Here is a 17,798-nt window from a genome sequence, read left to right on the forward strand (position 1 = left end):
ATGAATATCTTTGCATCCCGCCGCGCGCTGGCGCTGGCCGTTTCCCTGTGCTTTGCCGCGCCTGCGTTCGCGGAAGGCGACGTGGTCGTGATTTCAGGCGCGCGCTTCGCGGCCGATCCGGCCCTGCTGCCGATCGGCGCGACTTCGATCACCGCCGCTGAAATCCGCCGCTCCGGTGTTTCCGACGTCAATCAGGCCATCCGCAAGATCGGCGGCGTGTACGGCCGCCAGAGCCTGACCGGCAGCCCGGACTTCGGCCTGGACCTGCGCGGCTTCGGCACCAACAGCGACCAGAATATGGTGGTGGTGCTGGACGGCGTGCGCCTGTCCGAGAATGAGCTGACTGGCCCGCTGCTGTCCACCATTCCGGTCGATTCCGTCGAGCGCATCGACATCATGCGCGGCGGCGCCAGTGTGCTGTATGGTGAAGGCGCCACGGGCGGCGTGATCAACATCGTCACCAAGCGTCCGGAAGCGGGCGCCACGCGCGGCACCGTGTTCGCCGAAGGCGGCCAGTTCAGCGCTGGCGAAGTGCGCGGCTCCGTGGCCAAAGCGTGGGACGGCTTTGCGATGGACCTCTCGGCCGGCCACCAGCGCACCGACAACTACCGCGACAACAATGAATTCAAGCAGAGCCACTTCGGCGGCGGCGCCCAGTGGAGCACGTCCTACGGCCGCTTCGGCGTGCGTGCCGAGATCACGCGCCAGGACAACCGCTTCGCCGGCTCGCTGACCCAGGCCCAGTTCGACGCCAATCCGCGCCAGACCAATACGCCTAACGATTTCGGCAAGCTGGATAGCGATCGCTACACCGCTTTCTATGAGCAGAAGCTGGGCGCCTTCGACTTCGCAGCCGAACTGTCGCACCGCAAGAAGGAAACCGAGGCGACTTATGTCAGCTCCTTCGGCACCTTCAGTTCCCACTACGACAGCAAGCAGACCCAGTTCTCGCCGCGCGTGCGCCACCTGGCGCAGTTCGGCGAGCTGCTGAACGAAGTGGTGGCCGGCGTGGACCTGACGCGCTGGAACCGCGTCACCGACGGCACTTACGACACGACGCAGCGCTCCAAGGCATTCTATCTGCGCGACGAGATCAAGTTTGGCGGCGTGTACCAGCCGCGCCTCGCCGCAGGCGTGCGCCGTGAGCTGTTCGACAAGGAAGCCACCGATCCGCTGCGCGCCCAGCCGGCCTACGACATCACCCAGGCCCACAACGCATGGGAAGTGCAGGGCAGCGTGCTGGCCGCGCCGAATCTGACCGTGTACGCCAAGGCGGGCCAGAGCTACCGCGTGGCGAACGCCGACGAGAATGGCTTCACCGTTGCCTGGGGCGTGCCGCTGAAGACCCAGACTTCGCATGATGTGGAGCTGGGCGCGGGTTATTCGATCGCCGGCGTGAAGCTGGATGGCCGCGTGTTCCGTCATAACCTCAACAACGAGATCTTCTTCGATCCGACCGCAGGCGATTTCGGCTTCGGCGCGAACACCAACCTGGATCCGACCCGCCGCGAAGGCTTCGAACTGGACGCAAGCGCCCATGTGGCGCGCGACTGGCAGGTCAGCGGCCATTACCAGCATGTGAAGGCGGAGTTCCGCGAAGGCCCGAATTCCGGCCGCGAGATGGTGCTGGTGCCGAAGAATATCGTCACCGCGCGCCTGGCCTGGCTGCCGTCCGATGGCCAAACCGCGGATGTCGGCGTGCAGTGGGTGGATGAGCAGCGCTTCGGGTCTGATTTCAGCAATACCTGCAGCGCGCGCATTCCTTCGTTTACGACCGTGGATGCACGGTATGCACGCAAGTTTGGACAGTGGGAGGTGGCGGTGTCCCGGACTGAATCTGGCGGATAAGCATTATTACACTGCGGCTTTCGGCTGCCGGTCGGGGATTTATCCGAGTGATGGTCGGCAGTTGAAGCTGTCCGTGCGTTACGATTTCTGACGCAGCGGCGGATCAATGATCCGCCCTACGCGGTGCGTCGGCGCGGCGGGCGCGGGCTTAAACGGTGCTTAAATTGGGTGCGGCGGCGGCATTTTTGCCGCCGGGGCTGAAATTGGGGGCCGAAAAAATGGTAATCTCGCGGCGTTTACCACCCCAATTCATTAAAGGATGACTATGCGTTTCCTGCGCCTCATGCTGGCTTCCGCCGCCCTGATGTTCGCCGCCACCGGCGCTGCTTATGCTGCCGAACCGAAGGAGGGCGTTGAATTCAAGACTCTCGATACGCCTGTGCGCGCCGACACCGGCGGCAAGAAGGTGGAAGTGGTCGAGTTCTTCATGTACTCCTGCCCGCACTGCAATGCACTGGAACCGCTGATGGCCGACTGGGTCAAGAAGAATGCGGACAAGATCGTGTTCAAGCGCGTGCACTTCCCGCGCACCGGCGAGAAAGACCCGCAAGCCCACGCTTACCTGACGCTGGAAGCGATGAACAAGCTGGATGCTGTGCACGACAAACTGTTCCGCGCTATCCACGTTGAGCATAACCGCCTGATGACCGACGATTCGATCACCGAGGTGGTCACCAAGAACGGCGTGGACAAGGCCAAGTACCTGGAAACCTTCAATTCCTTTGGCGTGCAGACTAAAATGAAGCGTGCCAATGCGCTGATCAATTCCTATAAGGTGGACAGCGCGCCGACCATCGTCATCGACGGTAAATACGTGACTTCGCCGTCGCAGGCAGGCCGTCCGGGCGAGTCGGAAGTAGTATCCCAGCAAAAGACCCTGGCCGTGATGGACTACCTGGTCGCAAAGGCTGCTGCTACCAAGAAGTAAACAATGAAGAACCGTGAAGAAGACGTAATGGAGGCATTCAGGCAGTCCTCTCCGGACGAGGCGGGGTTGTACGACCGCCCCTGGATCAACCACCTCGCCTGGACCCTGGTCGTGCTGCTGACTGGCCTCGTGTTCTGGATGGCCATCGCCATCGTGAATGCCGAGAACCAGCGCAATGCACTGGCCAATAAGCAGTGCCGCGACAGGGTGTTCAAGGAGGAGATCGACAAGACTTGCATGCTGACCGTGCAGTCGCGCGAACATTGGTGGGAACACCTCGCTTACGCTATGTGGCATACGAAGCCGCAGAAATGAAAGAAGCCCGCTAGCAGATAGCGGGCTTTTTTTTTAGAACCCAAGGCAAAAGCAGGTGTCAGGCACATCGTGCCTGACACCAGGGTTACGCCTCTGGTTTTTGCTAGCTGTGCCGGATCACGACGGTGCAGGTGCTGCCTGCCACCAGGGGCTGGCCAGGCGGGGGCGTGTCGATGTGGATGCGCACCGGAATGCGCTGGGCCAGGCGCACCCAGTTGAAGGTCGGGTTCACATCGGCCAGCAGTTCGCGGCCCGTGGTGGCGTCGCGGTCGGTGATGCCGCGCGCGATGCTCTCGACGTGCCCCTGCAGCGAGGCGCCGTCCATCAGCTGCATGTCCACCTTCGCGCCGGGCTGGAGCTGCGGCAGCTTGGTTTCCTCGAAATAGCCGATCACGTAATACGATTCGCTGTCGATCAGCGCCAGCCTGGCGGCGCCCACGGCTGCGAAGTCGCCCACGTGCACATTCAGGTTGGTCACATAGCCGCTGACGGGCGCGCGCACCACCGTGCGCTCCAGGTTCAGCGCGGCCACCTTGCGCGCCGCCTGCAGCGCTTCCAGCTGGGCGGCGGCGCTGCTGACAGCGTAGTCCGCATTGTCCTTCGCTTCGGCAGACACGATCTCGCTGCCCAGCGCCGCGCGGCGGCTCGCTTCACGGGCGCGGCGGCCTTTCTCGACCTGCTGCGCGGCCAGAGTGGCGTTGGCCTGGGACAGGGCGCTGGCATAGCGCTCCTTGTCGATCACAAACAGGATGTCGCCCTTATGCACGAACTGGTTGTCGCGCACCTGGACTTCGGTCACGATGCCGGCCACGTCGGCCGAGATGTTGATGACGTCGGCGCGGATATGGCCATCGCGCGTCCATGGCGATTCCATATAACGGTCCCAGGCCATCTTGCCGGCCCAGACGGCAGCGGCCAGCAGCAGGGCGGTCAACGTGAAGCGGAAGATCTTGGTCAGCATAGCGATCCTTTTTTTATTGGTAGAGAGTGATGGTCAGGCCGCCGAAGATGCAGGCGAGCAGGCAAAAGCGCGCCAGGGCCGGATGCCACAGATGACGGTAGACGCCGGCCCAGCCAAGCACGCGGTCCAGCAAGCCTTGCAGCAGCAGGCTGGCGAAGAAAATGGGCAGCAGGGTCGGAATCAGAACGCCGAACACGGAAAGTTCACGCGGCATGGCTTGGTTCTCCTCGGTCGAGCAAAGACGTGTAAATGGAATGCAGGTCGGTCAGCGCCGTGTGCAGGCGCGGCACGCGCTCAGGGGACGCCTCCGGCAGCGCGGCGCGCACGATCGGGCCGGCGGCCAGCAGCGCGTCCAGCGCCGCCTCGCGCGCCCTGGCGCCGGCGGGCGACATCGGTTCGCGCAGGAAGCGGGACAATTCATCGACCACGCGCCGCAGCACTTCCTGCACCACGCCCGGTTCGGAAGTGGCGATCAGCGCGCGCAATTCGATCACGGAGTGGCCCAGTTCCAGCAGCGTGAGGCCGCGGCGCACCACGGCACGGGCGGCATCGCCCGGCGCCGGGCCGGAAGCGGCATTCAACTGGCTTAGCAAGTCGCGCACGCGGTTGTCGAAGCGGTGGCGCAGGCGGCGTGCCGCTGCCGCCGTGCCGCGGCGCGGCAGGCGCGCGGTGCAGGCGTTCAGGGCTTCGCGCCACAGCGCCTCGGACACGTGCTCGCGGTTGCCCATCGTATGCTCGGGCAGCAGGATTACGAAGGCCAAATAGGCGATCAGCACGCCGACAATCTGCGAGATGGCGCCATTCAGGTAACTGCCGGCGTCGAGGCGAACCAGGTTGGAGGGCGCGATATACATGCTGCTGAAGAGGGCAGCGCCCACGCCCATGCCGCCGCGCTTGGGATCGGTTATCAGCCACATGGCCAGGGCCAACAGGGGCAGGGTGGCCAGCACCAGGGTCGGGTAGTCGTGGCTCTGCACGACCAGGCCGAAGATGGTGAGGAAGCACAGCGGGGCGGCAATCAGGAAGCCGGCCATCAGCTGGTTCACCATCGCCGTGGGACGCGGCGAGGAGGAAGCCAGCGCGCAGAAGATTGTGCCCAGGATGATGGAGTTGGCCAGCTGCGGCCATGCCAGCCAATACCAGATGGCGGCTGCCGCCAGCAGCGACAGCCCGGCGCGCGCGCCGCTGGCCAGCACGATGGCCGGCGGCGTCTTCGGCGAATAGGCCTGCGGTTCGCTGACCTGCATGCGGCGGCGCTGGGCCAGGCCATCATAGAGCTGGGCGAAGCCGGTGATATTGGCGCTGAAGCGCTGCAGCAGTTCAACGGCCGTGTCGAAATCGATGCGCCAGCGGCGCGCGGCTTCCGAGCCGCCATCCGAGTCCGCCAGCGCCAGCGCGTCGCTTGCATCGGCAATCGCGGCTTGCAGGCGCGGGCCCAGCGCAGACAGGGCCGCAGCCGCGCCGCCTGGCGTGCCTGCGGCGGCAATCGCCGCGGACAAAGCGCCGGCGAATTGGCGGTTCAGCGGCTCGAGCAGGCCAGGCACCGGCGAATCGGGCTGCGTGCCGGCGCGGTGGATCAGGCGGTGCAGCGTGTAGAAGGTGGTCAGCGCCGTCATGAACGATTCATTGAAGGCGTGCAGCTGGCGCGTCTGCGAGCGCGCATGGGCCGCTTCGAAGAAAGCTGCCGCGCGGCCGGACTCCAGCGCCGCATATCGGCCGCGAAGCGCAGGTGGGCCACTTCGGCTTCCGAGGGCGGCAGGCTGTGTTCCAGCACCTTCTGGCAAAAGCCGAGGAAGCTCTCGAAGCGCGCCTGCACGGTGCGCATCACCAGCAGGCCATGGGCGCGCGGGAACAGCAGGTCGTTGACGACGGAGGCGCAGATAATGCCCAGCCCGACCTCCGACACGCGGGTGACGGCCAGCGAAAAGGCGGAAGCGGGATGGTCCAGCGCGGGCACGGCGATCATCACCGCCGTATAGCCGGCCAGCACGAAGCTGTAGGACTGCTGGTTGCGGTGCATGGCCGCGCCGGCGGTGCACACGCCGACCCACAGCGCCAGGCCGAGGAAGAGCAGCGGCGCCTGTTGCGGGAAGAGGCCCACCAGGGTCAGTGCGGCGGACAGCCCGACGACAGTGCCGAGCAAGCGGTAGAAAGCCTTCTCCAGCACCATGCCGCTGCTGGGCAGGGCGAGGATGAAGGTGGTGGTCATCGCTGTCGACGGCGAATCGAGGCCGAGGCGGAAGGCCAGCCATAAAGCGGAAAAGGCTGCCACCAGCGTACGGGCCACGAAAATCAGGCGCCCGCCGTCGGTGGCAGCCCAATCGCGGAACTGCCTGCCCAGCCAGCCCGCCTTGCTTGTGTTACTGGTGTTGGCGGGGGCTGGTGTCATCGTGTTCTCTACAAACTGTGGTCTAAATTATCCAGCTGTCGCTTGAACAACTGTTCCTGGACCCGGATTTCTTCCAGGTTGTAGCCGTCATAGGCCCTGGTAGTGCGTTCCCATACTTCCGGCAGGACCTGCTCGATCAGCGTACGGCCCGTATCGGTCAGCGAAATCATCACGCAACGGCGGTCGCCGGGGCGGTTGCCTCGCGTGATCAGGCCCTGCGATTCCAGGTCATTGCAAACGCGCGTCAGGTTCGCCGGTTTCTCCATGCATGCCTCGCCGAGCGTGGATGCGGTGGAGGTTTCGTTTTCGGAACCGTACAGCACGGCCAGGACCATATAGCTTGCGTCCACCAGGTCATACTTGCGCAATACCGCGTTGGACAGGTCCTTCATGCGCTTCTGAACGTGGTAAGTCATGCGCAGCAGGCGGACCAGATCTTCCGGAAAGCCCGGCATGCGCGTATGAATGTTCTTCAGTCGCTTGTTGGTGGCATCAAAACTGCCCATTTGCAGTCACTCCCTGTGCAATATCGAAAGTCTTGATTCTACTATTGTTGACCTAAGGTAAAGACATTTTTAGGCCTCCCCCGAGCGCCGCCATCAGGCTGGCGTAGTTATCCAGGCGCTGCATTTCGACCCGCGCGGCCTGCTGTTCCTCGCCCAGCAGAACCAGCCGCGCGGACAGCACAGTCAGCGAATCGGTTATACCTGCGCGGAAAGATCGATCCGCGAGGGTATGCGCCTGGCGTGCTGAAGCCAGCGCTTGCGTGGCAAGTTGGCGCTGCGTTTCGTTAGATTGCATCTGAGTCACGGTGTTGGCAACTTCCAACAGTGCGTGAATCAAAGTCGAGTTGTATTGCTCTACGGCGGCGTCGTAATTCGCTGATTGCGCTCCCAACTGGCTGCGCAGCCGCCCGCCCTCGAAAATCGGCAGGCTCAGTGCCGGCGTCACGCCGCGCACCATCGAGCCTGAGTCCAGGAACTTGCTGAAGCCCAGCGACTGGAAGCCCGCGAACGCCACGATATTGATGTTCGGGTAGAACGCAGCCTTGGCGGCGGCGATGCCCTGGCTTGCCGACTCCACGCGCCAGCGCTGGGCCGCCAGGTCGGGGCGGCGGCTTACCAGTTCAGCGGGCAGGGCGGACGGCAAGCCTGCCTCGGCGCGAAGGTCCAGCCTGGGCCGGGTGATCGATTCGCCGTCACCCGGTCCCCTGCCGATCAGGGCTGCCAGCTGGTTGCGCAGCAGGGCGATCGCTTCTTCGATCTGCTCCTGGTCGCGCCGGCCGGCTGGCAGCGTTGTCTCCACCGTCGACACGTCGATCGAACTGGCCAGTCCGGCGGCGTGGCGGCGTTTGGTAATCTCCAGAATTCTTTCGCGCTGTTTCAGGCTGTCGTGCACCTGGTCCAGCACGAGATAGTCGTACCACAGCTGGATGTAGTTGCGCACCACGGCCGTTTCCAGCGTGAGGCGTGAAGCCTGCGCTTCGGCGGACGCCACTTGCGCATCGTCCAGCGCCTGCGCCAGCAGGTCGCGGTTGCGGCCCCACAGGTCGAGGTCATGCGCCGCCGTGATGTTGGCCGTATTGCGCCACGCCCAGTTGCCGGCCAGCGGAGCGGGCACGGTACTGTGGGCGGAATAGCGTTCGCGGTCCAGGCTCACGCTGCCGTCGACGCGGGGCAGGGTGGCGGCTTCCGCCACGCCGGCATAGGCCTGGGCCTGGCGCACACGCGCCTGGGCCACTTTCAGCGTCGGATTGTCGGCGATCGCTGCCTGCACCAGGCGGTTCAGCTGCGCGTCGCCCAGCGCTTCCCACCAGGCATCCGTCGGCCAGGCCACGGCTTTCGCGGCATGGATGGCGCTGCCGGCTTTCAGCTCGTTGGCGGGCACGGTGTGCGACTGGGGCTTGATATCGCCCATGTCGGCACAGCCGGCCAGCGCCAGCGCGGCCATTGCCAGTGCGGTGGGAGCGAAGCGGCGCAGCATGATCTCGGCTTGCCTTCCAGCTTACTTGGCGGTCTGCTGGCGGGTCTGTGCAACGTCCAGGTCGGCTTCGGTCTGGATCAGGGTGCCGTTCTTGCGCGCTTCATAGAATTCAGCCATGACTTGCTCGCGGGTCAGGGCCGGGGCTTTTTGGGTCGCTGCGACAGCGGCTGCGGCGGGGGCGGCGGATGCGGCGGTGGTGGTGGTCGCGTTGCTGTTGTCGGCTGCGAAGGCAGCGCTGGCGGCAGACAGGGTGATCGTGGCGATAAGGAAGTGAGCGGCGTTCATGGCATTTCTCCTGAGAAGTGATCTACGATGAACACAGTATATACATGAATAGTACATTCATGAAATAAGTAGAAATACGGTACGCCGCCAAATTTTTTTCCTTGTTAAAGTAAATGCAAGACCCACTTGTGAATCATGGACTTGCAACAGGAGGACGATATGACTGGCACAAGTACTTTAGATCCGGACAATATGCCGAACAGTAAGGACCGTACCCTGCACAAGGGGCATGGCACCCGGGCCCTGGGCCCCAGCGACAGTTCGGATTCCGGCAGTGACGTGACGGGTGGACCGGGCCTGGCGCAACAGGACAATCTTGGCCTCGACCGCGGCGCCTATGACGACCTGGAACAAAGCACGGCCGGCGGCACCGCCGGACCGGACGTCGGCGATGCGAACCTGGACAGCGATTCCGATTCCTACGGCACCGGCGAAGTGGCCGCCGCCGGGCGCGACACGGTGGCCCCCGATGGGGCCGACATCAATGTGGACCACATCGAAACCATCTCCTCCCCCGAGAGGAAGGAGAAGGATGACGTGGAACGCGGCCCGTAAACCCAAGGCGTAACCCTGGTGTCTGCCACGATGTGGCAGACACCCGTTCGGAGTCCGCGGCACAAAACAGGTGTCTGCCACATCGTGGCAGACACCTGCCTTTCCGGTTTTTAATGCGCCACCGACATCACGTCGGCCAGCCAGTCGACAAAGGCGCGCACGCGCGGCGACAGCTGGCGCTGGTGCGGATACAGCACGGACACCGGCATCGGCGGCGGCACCAACTCCGCCAGTACTTCGCGCAACGCGCCGCCCTGCAGCAGGCTCTCGACGTGGTAGCGCGGCAGCTGAATCAGTCCCAGGTCATTCAGGCAGCACGCCACATAAGCTTCGGCATTGATGACGCCGACCTTGCCCGGCAAGTCCACATAGCGCATCTCACCGCCCACGCGGAACTCGAAGGGCACCATGCGCCCGCTGGCGCTAGAGTAGAAGTTGACGGCGCGATGGCCGGTCAGCTCATCGGGCGTTGCCGGCACACCGTGCCTGTCGAAATAGCCGGGCGTGGCCACGGTCACCTGGGCCAGTGATGCGACACGCCGCGCCACCATGCTCGAATCGCGCAGTTCGCCCGCGCGCAGCACGCAATCCATGCCCTCGCGCACCAGGTCCACGAAGCGGTCGCCCATGCCGATTTCGAGGTCGATGTCCGGATAGCGGGCGAAGAATTCGCGCAGGCGCGGCAGCACATAGTGACGTGCCAAGGTTTCCTGCAAATCCACGCGCACCTTCCCCTTGGGCAGCACGCCGCTGGTGCCGAAGCCCGCTTCCGTTTCCTCCACGTCTGCCAGGATGCGCAGGCAGCGCTGGTAATAGGCTTCCCCATCCAGCGTGGGACTGACCTGACGCGTGGTCCGGTGCAGCAGACGCACGCCCAGCCGCGTTTCCAGTTGCTTGATCGTGTGCGTGGCGGTGGCGGCGGGCAGCATCAAGTCGTCCGCCGCCTTGCTGAAGCTGCGTAGTTCCACGATGCGGGTGAACAGCCGCATGGCATCGAATCGGTCCATTATTGATGATTTTTGAATAGTCATCGCAACTTTACCTCATTTATCCAAGTGGCGAAAAGGAAGAAACTGTCTCCATCAACTCAACCACTGGAGAAAAATCATGAAACAAGTCGCAATCGTTACCGGCGCATCCCGCGGCATCGGTGCCGCCATCGCCCACCGCCTGGCGGGTGAAGGCTACGCGGTCATCGTCAACTACGCGGGCAAGCAGGAAGAAGCCCAGGCCGTGGTGGGCGCCATCGAAGCCAGGGGCGGCGCCGCCTTCGCCGTGCGCGCCGACGTGTCGGACAGCGCGGCCGTGCGCAGCCTGTTCGATGCCGCCATCGACCGCTACGGCCGGGTGGACGTGCTGGTGAACAATGCCGGCATCATGCCGCCGGCCCTGCCGCACTTGGCCGAGACGGACGACGACACCTTCGACCGCCTGTTCGCCGTGAACGTGAAGGGCACCTTCAACACGCTGCGCGAAGCGGCGGCCCGCCTGCAGCAGGGCGGCCGCATCGTGAACTTCTCGACCAGCGTGATCGGCATCGCGCTGCCGGGTTATGCAGTCTACGCCGCCACCAAGGGTGCGGTGGAAGTGATGACCAATATCCTGGCCAAGGAATTGCGCGGCAAGAACATCACGGTCAATGCCGTGGCCCCTGGTCCTACCGGCACCGATCTGTTCCTGAACGGGAAAACGCCGGAGCAGATCGAGCGCCTGGCGAAGATGGCGCCGCTGGAGCGCCTCGGCAAGCCGGAAGACATCGCCGACGCCGTCGCCTTCCTCGCCACGCCCGGCAGCTGGATCAATGGACAAACCCTGCGCGCCAACGGCGGCATCGTTTAAGGAGAGACATCATGACGCAATCTGTCGTTCTCGTTACCGGCGCCGCCACCGGCATTGGCGCACTGACCGTCCGTTCGCTGGCGAAAGCCGGCCACGTCGTGTACGCCAGCATGCGCGATATCGCGGGCCGCAATGCCGCCAGAGTGCGCGAGCTGCGCGACTGGGGCTTTGCCAACGGCGCCGATGTGCGCGTGGTGGAGCTGGATGTGCTGTCCCAGGCTTCGGCCGATGCGGCAGTGGCGTCCATCATCGCTGACCGCGGCCGCCTCGATGCGGTGGTGCATAACGCGGGCCACCTCGTCATCGGCCCGACGGAAGCCTTCACGCCTGAGGAAATTGCGCAAGTGTTCGACACGAATTTCCTCGGCGCCCAGCGCGTGAACCGCGCCGTGCTGCCGGTGCTGCGCCGGCAGGGCAGGGGACTGGTGCTGTGGGTCAGCAGTTCCACGGTGCGCGGCGGCTTCCCGCCTTTCCTCGGCCCCTATGCGGCAGCCAAGGCGGCGATGGATTCGCTGGCGGTGAGCCTGTCCTACGAACTGGCGCGCTTCGGCATCGAAACCTCGATCGTGGTGCCGGGCGCGTTCACTGCGGGCACCGAGCACTTCCCGAAGGCGGGCAAGCCGGCGGACTCGGACACCGCTGCGGCCTACGCCCGCTACGATGGCCTGCTGGACCAGGTTGGCGTTCGCCTGAGCGAACTGTCGCCGCCCGAATCCGATCCGGCGGCGGTAGGCGAGGAGATCGCCCGCATCGTCAGCCTGCCGCACGGCACGCGTCCCTTCCGCTCGGTGGTGGACTTCATCGACGATGGCGCGGCTGAAGTGACCGAAGTGGCGGAGCGCGTGCGCGAGCAGTTCGCCCACCGCATCGGCATCGCCGACCTGCTGAAGGTGAACGCATGATGCTGCGCAACCTGTCCGCCGCGGCGGGTGTCGCTGCCGCGGTGGCCTTCTGCCTGAGCGCGTGCGCCGAGGAGAAGGGAATGAAACAGTCCGTGACTTATCTGCACCTGCTGCGCCACACGCCGTTCTTCACGGCGCTGGACAGGGAACAGCTGCAGTACGTGATCGCGCATTCGACGGAATGGGAGGCGCGCGCCGGCCAGGTGATCAGCACCGGCGCGGAAGCCGGCGATTATATGTGGGTGCTGCTGGATGGCGGCTGGCAGGTGGAGCAGGCGGGGCGCACCTCGCCGTCCGGCCACGACGACCCGGGCAAATGGTATGGCGGCGTGCCGTCCGCCATGCCGCCGGCCGACAGCCGGCTGGTCGCCAACCAGCGCAGCTACGTGATGCGCATTGCGCGGCGCGACCTGGAGCAGATGCTGTCCCGGGGCTTCGATTTCGGACCGCACCTGCAGCAGGGCGCGGGCTTCTACGCCGGGCTCAATGCTTTGACGACACAGCCCACAAATTGAGGTTGCCCTCCTGGGCTTGCGCGTCGATGGCGCGCAATTCGTCGGCGCTGAAGGAGAGATTCTTCAGCGCCGCGACGTTTTCGCGGATCTGCGCCGCATTCGATGCGCCGATCAGCGTGGAGGTGATGCGCGTATCGCGCAACACCCAGGCCAGCGCCATCTGCGCCAGCGTCTGGCCGCGCGACTTGGCAATATCGTTCAGGGCGCGCACCCGTTTCAGGTTTTCCTCGCTCAGGTGCTGCTCCTTCAGCGAGCCGCCGCCGGGACGGTTGACGCGCGCATCCTGCGGAATGCCGTTCAGGTATTTGTCGGAGAGGATGCCCTGCGCCAGCGCAGTGAAGGTGATGCAGCCTATGCCTTCCTGGCCCAGCGTGTCCAGCAGGCCCTCGGTTTCGATCCAGCGGTTCAGCATATTGTAGGAAGGCTGGTGGATCAGGCAGGGCACCTTCCATTCGGCCAGCAGGCGCTTGGCTTCCTTCGTCTTTTCGGCCGAGTAGGACGAGATGCCCACGTACAGCGCCTTGCCCTGCTGGACGGCGTGGGCGAGGGCAGACATGGTTTCCTCCAGCGGCGTGTTCGGATCGAAGCGGTGGGAGTAGAAGATGTCCACATAATCGAGCTGCATGCGCTTCAGGCTCTGGTCCAGGCTCGCCAGCACATATTTGCGCGAGCCGCCGCCCTGGCCGTAGGGACCGGGCCACATATCCCAGCCGGCCTTGGTGGAAATGATCAGCTCATCGCGGTAGGGCTTGAAATCCTGCTTGAACAGGTGGCCGAAATTGGTTTCGGCGCTGCCGTAGGGCGGGCCATAGTTGTTGGCGAGGTCGAAGTGGGTGATGCCGTGGTCGAAGGCGGTGCGCAGCATTTCGCGCTGCGTGGCCAGGCTGGTGGTGTCGCCGAAGTTATGCCACAGCCCGAGCGACATCAGCGGCAGTTGCAGGCCGCTGCGCCCGCAAGTGCGGTACTCCATCTCTTCATAACGGTGGCGGGAAGCGGTATAGGTCATGTTGGCTCCTGGCGGGGTATTTCGGGGATAATGAATTCTACGTCTTTGATCGTCCGGAGGGGAGGATGGTTGATTTTTACAGCGATAACATGCACTACGAGTTCTGGCTGCGCAGCCAGTGCGACGTGGTGGAAGATGGCTTGCGCAGGAAATACGAGCGCATGGCCGAGAATCCCTTCCGCTTCCTGCGCGCGACCTACTTCCGCTGGGCGAAGCGCTTCGAGGAATTCGCTGCCGAATGCGCGGGCGATCCTTCCGTGCTGGCCGTGGGCGACTGCCATATCGAGAACTTCGGCACCTGGCGCGATGGCGACGGGCGCCTGGTCTGGGGCGCCAACGATTTCGACGACGCGGCCGTGATGCCATATTCCCTCGACCTGCTGCGGCTGGCGACCAGCGTGCGCATGGCGGGCACATTCGATCTCTCGCCGCGCGCCGCCTGCGAACAGATCCTGCTGGGTTACCGGGCCGGCCTGGCTGCGCCCGGGCCCGTGCTGCTCGACGAGGGCAGCCAGTGGCTCAAGATGATTATCAATCGCCTGGAAGATGAGTCGGACAAGTTCTGGTCCGATCTGGACGTGAGCGAGCCCGCTCCGGTGCCGGACAATGTGCGCGCCCTGCTGGCGATGACGATGCCGGAGGGGGCGAAGGTGAAGCGCGTGTCCGCATGGCAGAAGGGCGGCGGCAGCCTGGGACGGCCGCGCTTTCTCGCGGTGGCGCAGTGGCAGGGCGGGCGCGTGGTGCGCGAAGCCAAGCTGCTGGTGCCGTCCGGCTGGCACTGGGCGCAGAGCCACGATGAGAAGCGCGCGCGCTTCCTGGACGCGGCCCAGGGCAAATACCGTTCGCCAGACGCGGTGTTGACCGCGCGCGATGGCTACATCTTGCGGCGGCTGGCTCCGGACACGCAAAAGCTGTCGGCCAAAGAGCTGGCGCGTTCCGGCTCCGCGGCGGAAGTGCTGCAGGCCATGGGGCACGATGTGGGCGCGGTTCACGCCGCCCACAAGCACGCCGGCCGTGTGGCGGCCCACGTGGCGAAGCGTCGCAAAGGCTGGCTCGACGCGCTGTCGGCCGATGCCGAAGCCTTTGTGCGTGCCGATTACGAGGCCTGGACCAGGCCCTTATAGCTGAAGGAGCGCGCGCGGACGGTGCCCGTGCCGGTGCTGAACAAGCCGATCTTCAGGCTGAGGAAGCCACCGAACACATTGTGGTGAAAGCCTGAGACTTCCATCTGCCACGGATGCTGGGTCCAGTTCTTGCCGTCGCGCGAGTAGTGCCAGGTGACGATGTTTTCGCGGTTGACGACCTTGATGTGCACCGTGCTGCCGGCCGTGGCCTCGCGCATCCAGCTTTGCTCTTCGGAGTGCGTGTAGGTGTACATATGCGTCGGGCTGAAGCCCACGCCGCAGTAGGCGCGCTCGTTATAGAACAGCAGCAGCCCGCCCTGTGCGCCTTCGGACATCTCCAGTTCGACCGAGGCTTCGTAGCTGCGGTCGCCGACAATGCAGGTCAGCGGCGAGCTGGCGGCAGCCGTCTGGCCTTTGGCGGCGATGAGCAGGCTGCGGTTCTCGTAGCGCACCCGTTTCATCTCGTCGGGCCCCGGCGCGAAGAAGCTCCACTGCGTGCCGAACTTGTTGGTGCTGAAATCGTCGGACAGCGCAAAGCCTGCGGGGCTGGCCTTGCCGCCGCGCGGCTTAGGCAGTGGCGTTGACAGCGTGCCGCCCTTGGCGCGCGGCCAGCCGTCCTTGGTCCATTCCATCGGTTCGAGCAGGGTCTGGCGGCCCAGCGTGCGGAAGCCGTTCTCGTAGCCGTGATAGACCAGCCACCAGTCGCCGGCGGGCCCTTCGACCGGCGTGGCGTGGCCGCGCGACCACCATGGTTCGTCGGCGCTTTGCGTGCGGAGGATTGGGTTGGACGGGCAGTCCACCCACGGACCGTGGATGGAACGTGAACGGGCGACGGTGACCATGTGGCTGGTAGGCGGTCCTGACGTGCCGCCTACCGCGGCCACCAGGTAGAACCACTCGCCGCGGCGGAAGACTTTCGGGCCTTCGGGCGCGAACATCTCGACCACCCAGTCCTTTGGATAGTGCCAGGGCTCGTAGACTTTTTCGAGCGGGCCGGCGGTGGCGAGACCATCGTCGGACAGCGCGATGCGGCGCACGCCGTTGAAGAACAGGTAGCGCTTGCCGTCCTCGCCCACCGCGTGGCCGGGATCGATGCAGCCCTTGATCTTCAGGTCGACCGGATCGCTCCACGGTCCCTTGATGTCATCGGCGTGGATGACGTAGATCGATTCGCCGGCGGGGATGTAGATGAAATAGCGGCCCTTGTGCTTGACCAGGTCCATCGCCCACACACTGCCCAGCGGCTTGCTCAGGGCAGGGCCGATCGGCGCCCAGTTCACCAGGTCGCGCGAGTGCCAGATCACGGCGCCGGGGTAGGAGAAGAAGGACGAAAACGTCATGTAATAGTCTTCGCCGTCCTTCAGGATGGTCGGATCGGGATGGTCGCCGGAGATGATCGGGTTCAGGTAGCTGCCGTTGCCGAGATCTGCCTTGCGCTGGCCTTCGATGCCCTGGGCGGGGCGTGGCGCTGCCGGCCGGGCGCTTGCTGCAATCGGGCCCGCAACGGCGCCCGCCAGCGCGGCCTTCAGCAGTCCGCGGCGTTTGGGTTGGTCTGGTGTGTTCATGCCCCATTGTGTTCGCGCTGCCGGCCTAGGGCAATTTCGAAATTCACCAACGCCGCGTCAATTTTTCGGGCTTATACTCGCCTGCGTGATCAATCCTGGGAAAGGAGGGCGTCGTGACTTATTCACTACGTTGCCGCGTGAACCGGAGGCCCGGCTTTCCTCACGCTGCGCATGGGCAGCCGCGCAGAAGCCGAGCGCATTGCGCAGGTGCTGGGCGAGGGCGGCCGGGTGAGGATGCTGGCGCAGTCGGACCGCGCGCGGGCCTTCTGCACGCTGTACGACAAATTCGGCGTCCACTGGGTCATCGAGGCGGGGCCGGGACCGGCGGCTGAATGACTGGCAGCCCATCCGGGCCAAGCACGAACGGCGCCGCTGTCGGCCCGTTCGGCTTTGCCGGGATGGCTTTCGGCAGCGATGCTGCAAGCGCGAACAGTTCCGGCCGCGAGCGGTCCAGCACCACATTGGTGTCGATCCACAATTCGTAATAGCGCCTGCCTTCCGTCCAGCTCAGGACGGAGGCTGCCTTCTTCTGCGCCTGCAGCACCACCAGCCGTGCAGGCAGGCCGTTCACGCGCTCCGGTTCGTCCTTCGGATTACGGTAGGCGCGCACGCCGTCGGCGGACATGTCATGCTCGAACAGCGTGACCGTCCGGCCCTTCGCATCTCGGAAGCCGCGGTAGAAGCGGGATTTCACATCGCCCACTGCTTCGGCTACGCCGCCCAGCGCTTGCAGCCGCGCGAACGGCGTGTTCGACAGATCCACGGGCTTGAACGCAAGCCCCTTGCTGGCCGACGCCAGCGGCGTGAGATTGGAGCGCACGTCATAGCGCTCCAGGTTCGCTTCGCAGACGGTCAGATAACCCTTGCGCGCCACCTCGTCGGCCTCTCGAGCCTGCTGCGCTGCAAATCCCTTCGTTCCGGGCGGCGCCCCCAGCCCGCACGGCAGGTCTGCAGCCGCGGCGTGCGCTGCCAGCGCAATCGTCAGTGCCAGGATTTTCACGACAGCGGCCTCAAGTGATCGATCATCCGCACGACTTCGTCCGGCACCTTTTTGCTGCGCCGCGCCAGCACCATCGGCACGCCGTCCGGGCCTTTGCAAGTGATCGACGGCGCCGTCGCGACGTAGCGGCAGGACAGGACCATATCGCTGGCCATCGGCGATTGCCCTGCCTTGGGGATAAATGGGCGCACAATCAGCTCGCCGCCTTGCAACGTTGCCTGGAAGGGGAATCCGATGATCGCGCGCGGCGCATGCACGCCCGGATCAGCGGGCGCGCCGCCGTTCTCCTGCGCCGGCGGCGTCGAACCTGCCAGCACGCCGAAGCCGTCCGCCAGCAGATGCATTTCCGTCTGGCCAGTGCTGCCCGCATACAGCGACTCCGCCGTGGACCAGCTGCCCGTCAGTCCTTCCGGAATCCGGTCCGCCGCCATGGACGGCAGCTGCCACAACACCGCAAGCAAGAACACCAGGTTCTTCCGCATCGCCGCCGCCTTCCCTCGAAATGTGATCGGCAGAGAATATCAGACCGATCCTGGGGAATTATTCACGCATTGTCACGCCCACCGGGCGAAAAGGGTATGTG

General features: G+C 64.8%; 20 protein-coding genes. 8 read left to right on the top strand and 12 right to left on the bottom strand.

Annotated elements, in window-relative coordinates; genetic code table 11:
- From ACHMW6_RS08410 to ACHMW6_RS08420, 3 genes are all read left to right on the top strand, one after another.
- On the top strand, positions 1-1,848 hold the full coding sequence (locus ACHMW6_RS08410; protein ID WP_395406686.1) for a TonB-dependent receptor: 1,848 nt from the start codon (positions 1-3) through the stop codon (positions 1,846-1,848).
- Positions 1,849-2,113: 265 nt separating this feature from the next.
- Positions 2,114-2,776 (top strand): thiol:disulfide interchange protein DsbA/DsbL, encoded by a 663-nt coding sequence (locus ACHMW6_RS08415; protein ID WP_395406687.1) that lies wholly within the window; start codon positions 2,114-2,116, stop codon positions 2,774-2,776.
- 3 nt (positions 2,777-2,779) lie between these two features.
- Positions 2,780-3,091: a hypothetical protein gene (locus ACHMW6_RS08420; protein ID WP_395406688.1), complete on the top strand. Its 312-nt coding sequence runs from the start codon at positions 2,780-2,782 to the stop codon at positions 3,089-3,091.
- Between the two features lie 103 nt (positions 3,092-3,194).
- Here the strand turns inward: ACHMW6_RS08420 and ACHMW6_RS08425 are convergent, their stop codons facing one another.
- From ACHMW6_RS08425 to ACHMW6_RS08455, 7 genes are read right to left on the bottom strand one after another with little or no spacing between them, the layout of a single operon-like run.
- Positions 3,195-4,052, bottom strand: a complete 858-nt coding sequence (locus ACHMW6_RS08425) for an efflux RND transporter periplasmic adaptor subunit (protein WP_395406689.1) — start codon at positions 4,050-4,052, stop codon at positions 3,195-3,197.
- Between the two features lie 13 nt (positions 4,053-4,065).
- On the bottom strand, positions 4,066-4,266 hold the full coding sequence (locus tag ACHMW6_RS08430) for a DUF1656 domain-containing protein (protein WP_395406690.1): 201 nt from the start codon (positions 4,264-4,266) through the stop codon (positions 4,066-4,068).
- Positions 4,256-5,668 (bottom strand): FUSC family protein, encoded by a 1,413-nt coding sequence (locus ACHMW6_RS08435; RefSeq protein ID WP_395406691.1) that lies wholly within the window; start codon positions 5,666-5,668, stop codon positions 4,256-4,258. Before ACHMW6_RS08435 ends, ACHMW6_RS08430 begins: the two co-directional genes overlap by 11 nt.
- On the bottom strand, positions 5,665-6,441 hold the full coding sequence (locus tag ACHMW6_RS08440; RefSeq protein ID WP_395406692.1) for an FUSC family protein: 777 nt from the start codon (positions 6,439-6,441) through the stop codon (positions 5,665-5,667). Before ACHMW6_RS08440 ends, ACHMW6_RS08435 begins: the two co-directional genes overlap by 4 nt.
- A gap of 8 nt (positions 6,442-6,449) precedes the next feature.
- Positions 6,450-6,947: a MarR family winged helix-turn-helix transcriptional regulator gene (locus ACHMW6_RS08445; RefSeq protein WP_395406693.1), complete on the bottom strand. Its 498-nt coding sequence runs from the start codon at positions 6,945-6,947 to the stop codon at positions 6,450-6,452.
- Positions 6,948-6,999: 52 nt separating this feature from the next.
- On the bottom strand, positions 7,000-8,424 hold the full coding sequence (locus ACHMW6_RS08450) for an efflux transporter outer membrane subunit (protein ID WP_395406694.1): 1,425 nt from the start codon (positions 8,422-8,424) through the stop codon (positions 7,000-7,002).
- A 21-nt stretch (positions 8,425-8,445) separates the two neighbouring features.
- Positions 8,446-8,709, bottom strand: a complete 264-nt coding sequence (locus ACHMW6_RS08455) for a DUF4148 domain-containing protein (RefSeq protein WP_395406695.1) — start codon at positions 8,707-8,709, stop codon at positions 8,446-8,448.
- A gap of 159 nt (positions 8,710-8,868) precedes the next feature.
- Here ACHMW6_RS08455 and ACHMW6_RS08460 point away from each other — a divergent pair, with 159 nt between their 5' ends.
- Positions 8,869-9,264, top strand: coding sequence for a hypothetical protein (locus tag ACHMW6_RS08460; protein ID WP_395406696.1), 396 nt, complete (start codon positions 8,869-8,871; stop codon positions 9,262-9,264).
- Between the two features lie 110 nt (positions 9,265-9,374).
- Here ACHMW6_RS08460 and ACHMW6_RS08465 read toward each other — a convergent pair whose 3' ends face one another.
- Positions 9,375-10,271 (bottom strand): LysR substrate-binding domain-containing protein, encoded by an 897-nt coding sequence (locus tag ACHMW6_RS08465; protein ID WP_395406697.1) that lies wholly within the window; start codon positions 10,269-10,271, stop codon positions 9,375-9,377.
- Positions 10,272-10,371: 100 nt separating this feature from the next.
- Between ACHMW6_RS08465 and ACHMW6_RS08470 the strand changes: the two genes are divergently transcribed.
- The 3 genes from ACHMW6_RS08470 to ACHMW6_RS08480 are packed head-to-tail and all read left to right on the top strand — an operon-like array spanning position 10,372 to position 12,520.
- Entirely contained in the window at positions 10,372-11,103 is a 732-nt protein-coding gene (locus ACHMW6_RS08470) for a glucose 1-dehydrogenase (RefSeq protein ID WP_395406698.1), read from the top strand.
- Between the two features lie 11 nt (positions 11,104-11,114).
- The gene (locus ACHMW6_RS08475; RefSeq protein ID WP_395406699.1) at positions 11,115-12,005 is read left to right on the top strand and encodes an SDR family oxidoreductase; all 891 of its coding nucleotides are present in this window, start codon (positions 11,115-11,117) and stop codon (positions 12,003-12,005) included.
- Positions 12,002-12,520, top strand: a complete 519-nt coding sequence (locus ACHMW6_RS08480; protein WP_395406700.1) for a hypothetical protein — start codon at positions 12,002-12,004, stop codon at positions 12,518-12,520. The genes ACHMW6_RS08475 and ACHMW6_RS08480 overlap by 4 nt, the downstream gene beginning before the upstream one ends.
- On the opposite strand, the gene mgrA is transcribed toward ACHMW6_RS08480, so the two are convergent.
- Positions 12,489-13,526: an L-glyceraldehyde 3-phosphate reductase gene (gene mgrA, locus ACHMW6_RS08485; protein ID WP_395406701.1), complete on the bottom strand. Its 1,038-nt coding sequence runs from the start codon at positions 13,524-13,526 to the stop codon at positions 12,489-12,491. The genes ACHMW6_RS08480 and mgrA overlap by 32 nt on opposite strands.
- A gap of 65 nt (positions 13,527-13,591) precedes the next feature.
- On the opposite strand from mgrA, the gene ACHMW6_RS08490 reads away from it, so the two are divergent.
- Entirely contained in the window at positions 13,592-14,650 is a 1,059-nt protein-coding gene (locus ACHMW6_RS08490; RefSeq protein WP_395406702.1) for a DUF2252 family protein, read from the top strand.
- Here the strand turns inward: ACHMW6_RS08490 and ACHMW6_RS08495 are convergent.
- The 3 genes from ACHMW6_RS08495 to ACHMW6_RS08505 form a co-directional block, all read right to left on the bottom strand.
- On the bottom strand, positions 14,623-16,215 hold the full coding sequence (locus tag ACHMW6_RS08495) for a family 43 glycosylhydrolase (protein ID WP_395406703.1): 1,593 nt from the start codon (positions 16,213-16,215) through the stop codon (positions 14,623-14,625). The genes ACHMW6_RS08490 and ACHMW6_RS08495 overlap by 28 nt on opposite strands.
- Positions 16,216-16,516: 301 nt before the next feature.
- The gene (locus ACHMW6_RS08500; RefSeq protein WP_395406704.1) at positions 16,517-17,215 is read right to left on the bottom strand and encodes a hypothetical protein; all 699 of its coding nucleotides are present in this window, start codon (positions 17,213-17,215) and stop codon (positions 16,517-16,519) included.
- On the bottom strand, positions 17,212-17,697 hold the full coding sequence (locus ACHMW6_RS08505) for a hypothetical protein (RefSeq protein ID WP_395406705.1): 486 nt from the start codon (positions 17,695-17,697) through the stop codon (positions 17,212-17,214). The genes ACHMW6_RS08500 and ACHMW6_RS08505 overlap by 4 nt, the downstream gene beginning before the upstream one ends.
- Between the last annotated feature and the right edge of the window lie 101 nt (positions 17,698-17,798).

This window comes from Pseudoduganella sp. UC29_106 (assembly GCF_044055365.1).
Lineage (GTDB): Bacteria > Pseudomonadota > Gammaproteobacteria > Burkholderiales > Burkholderiaceae_D > Rugamonas.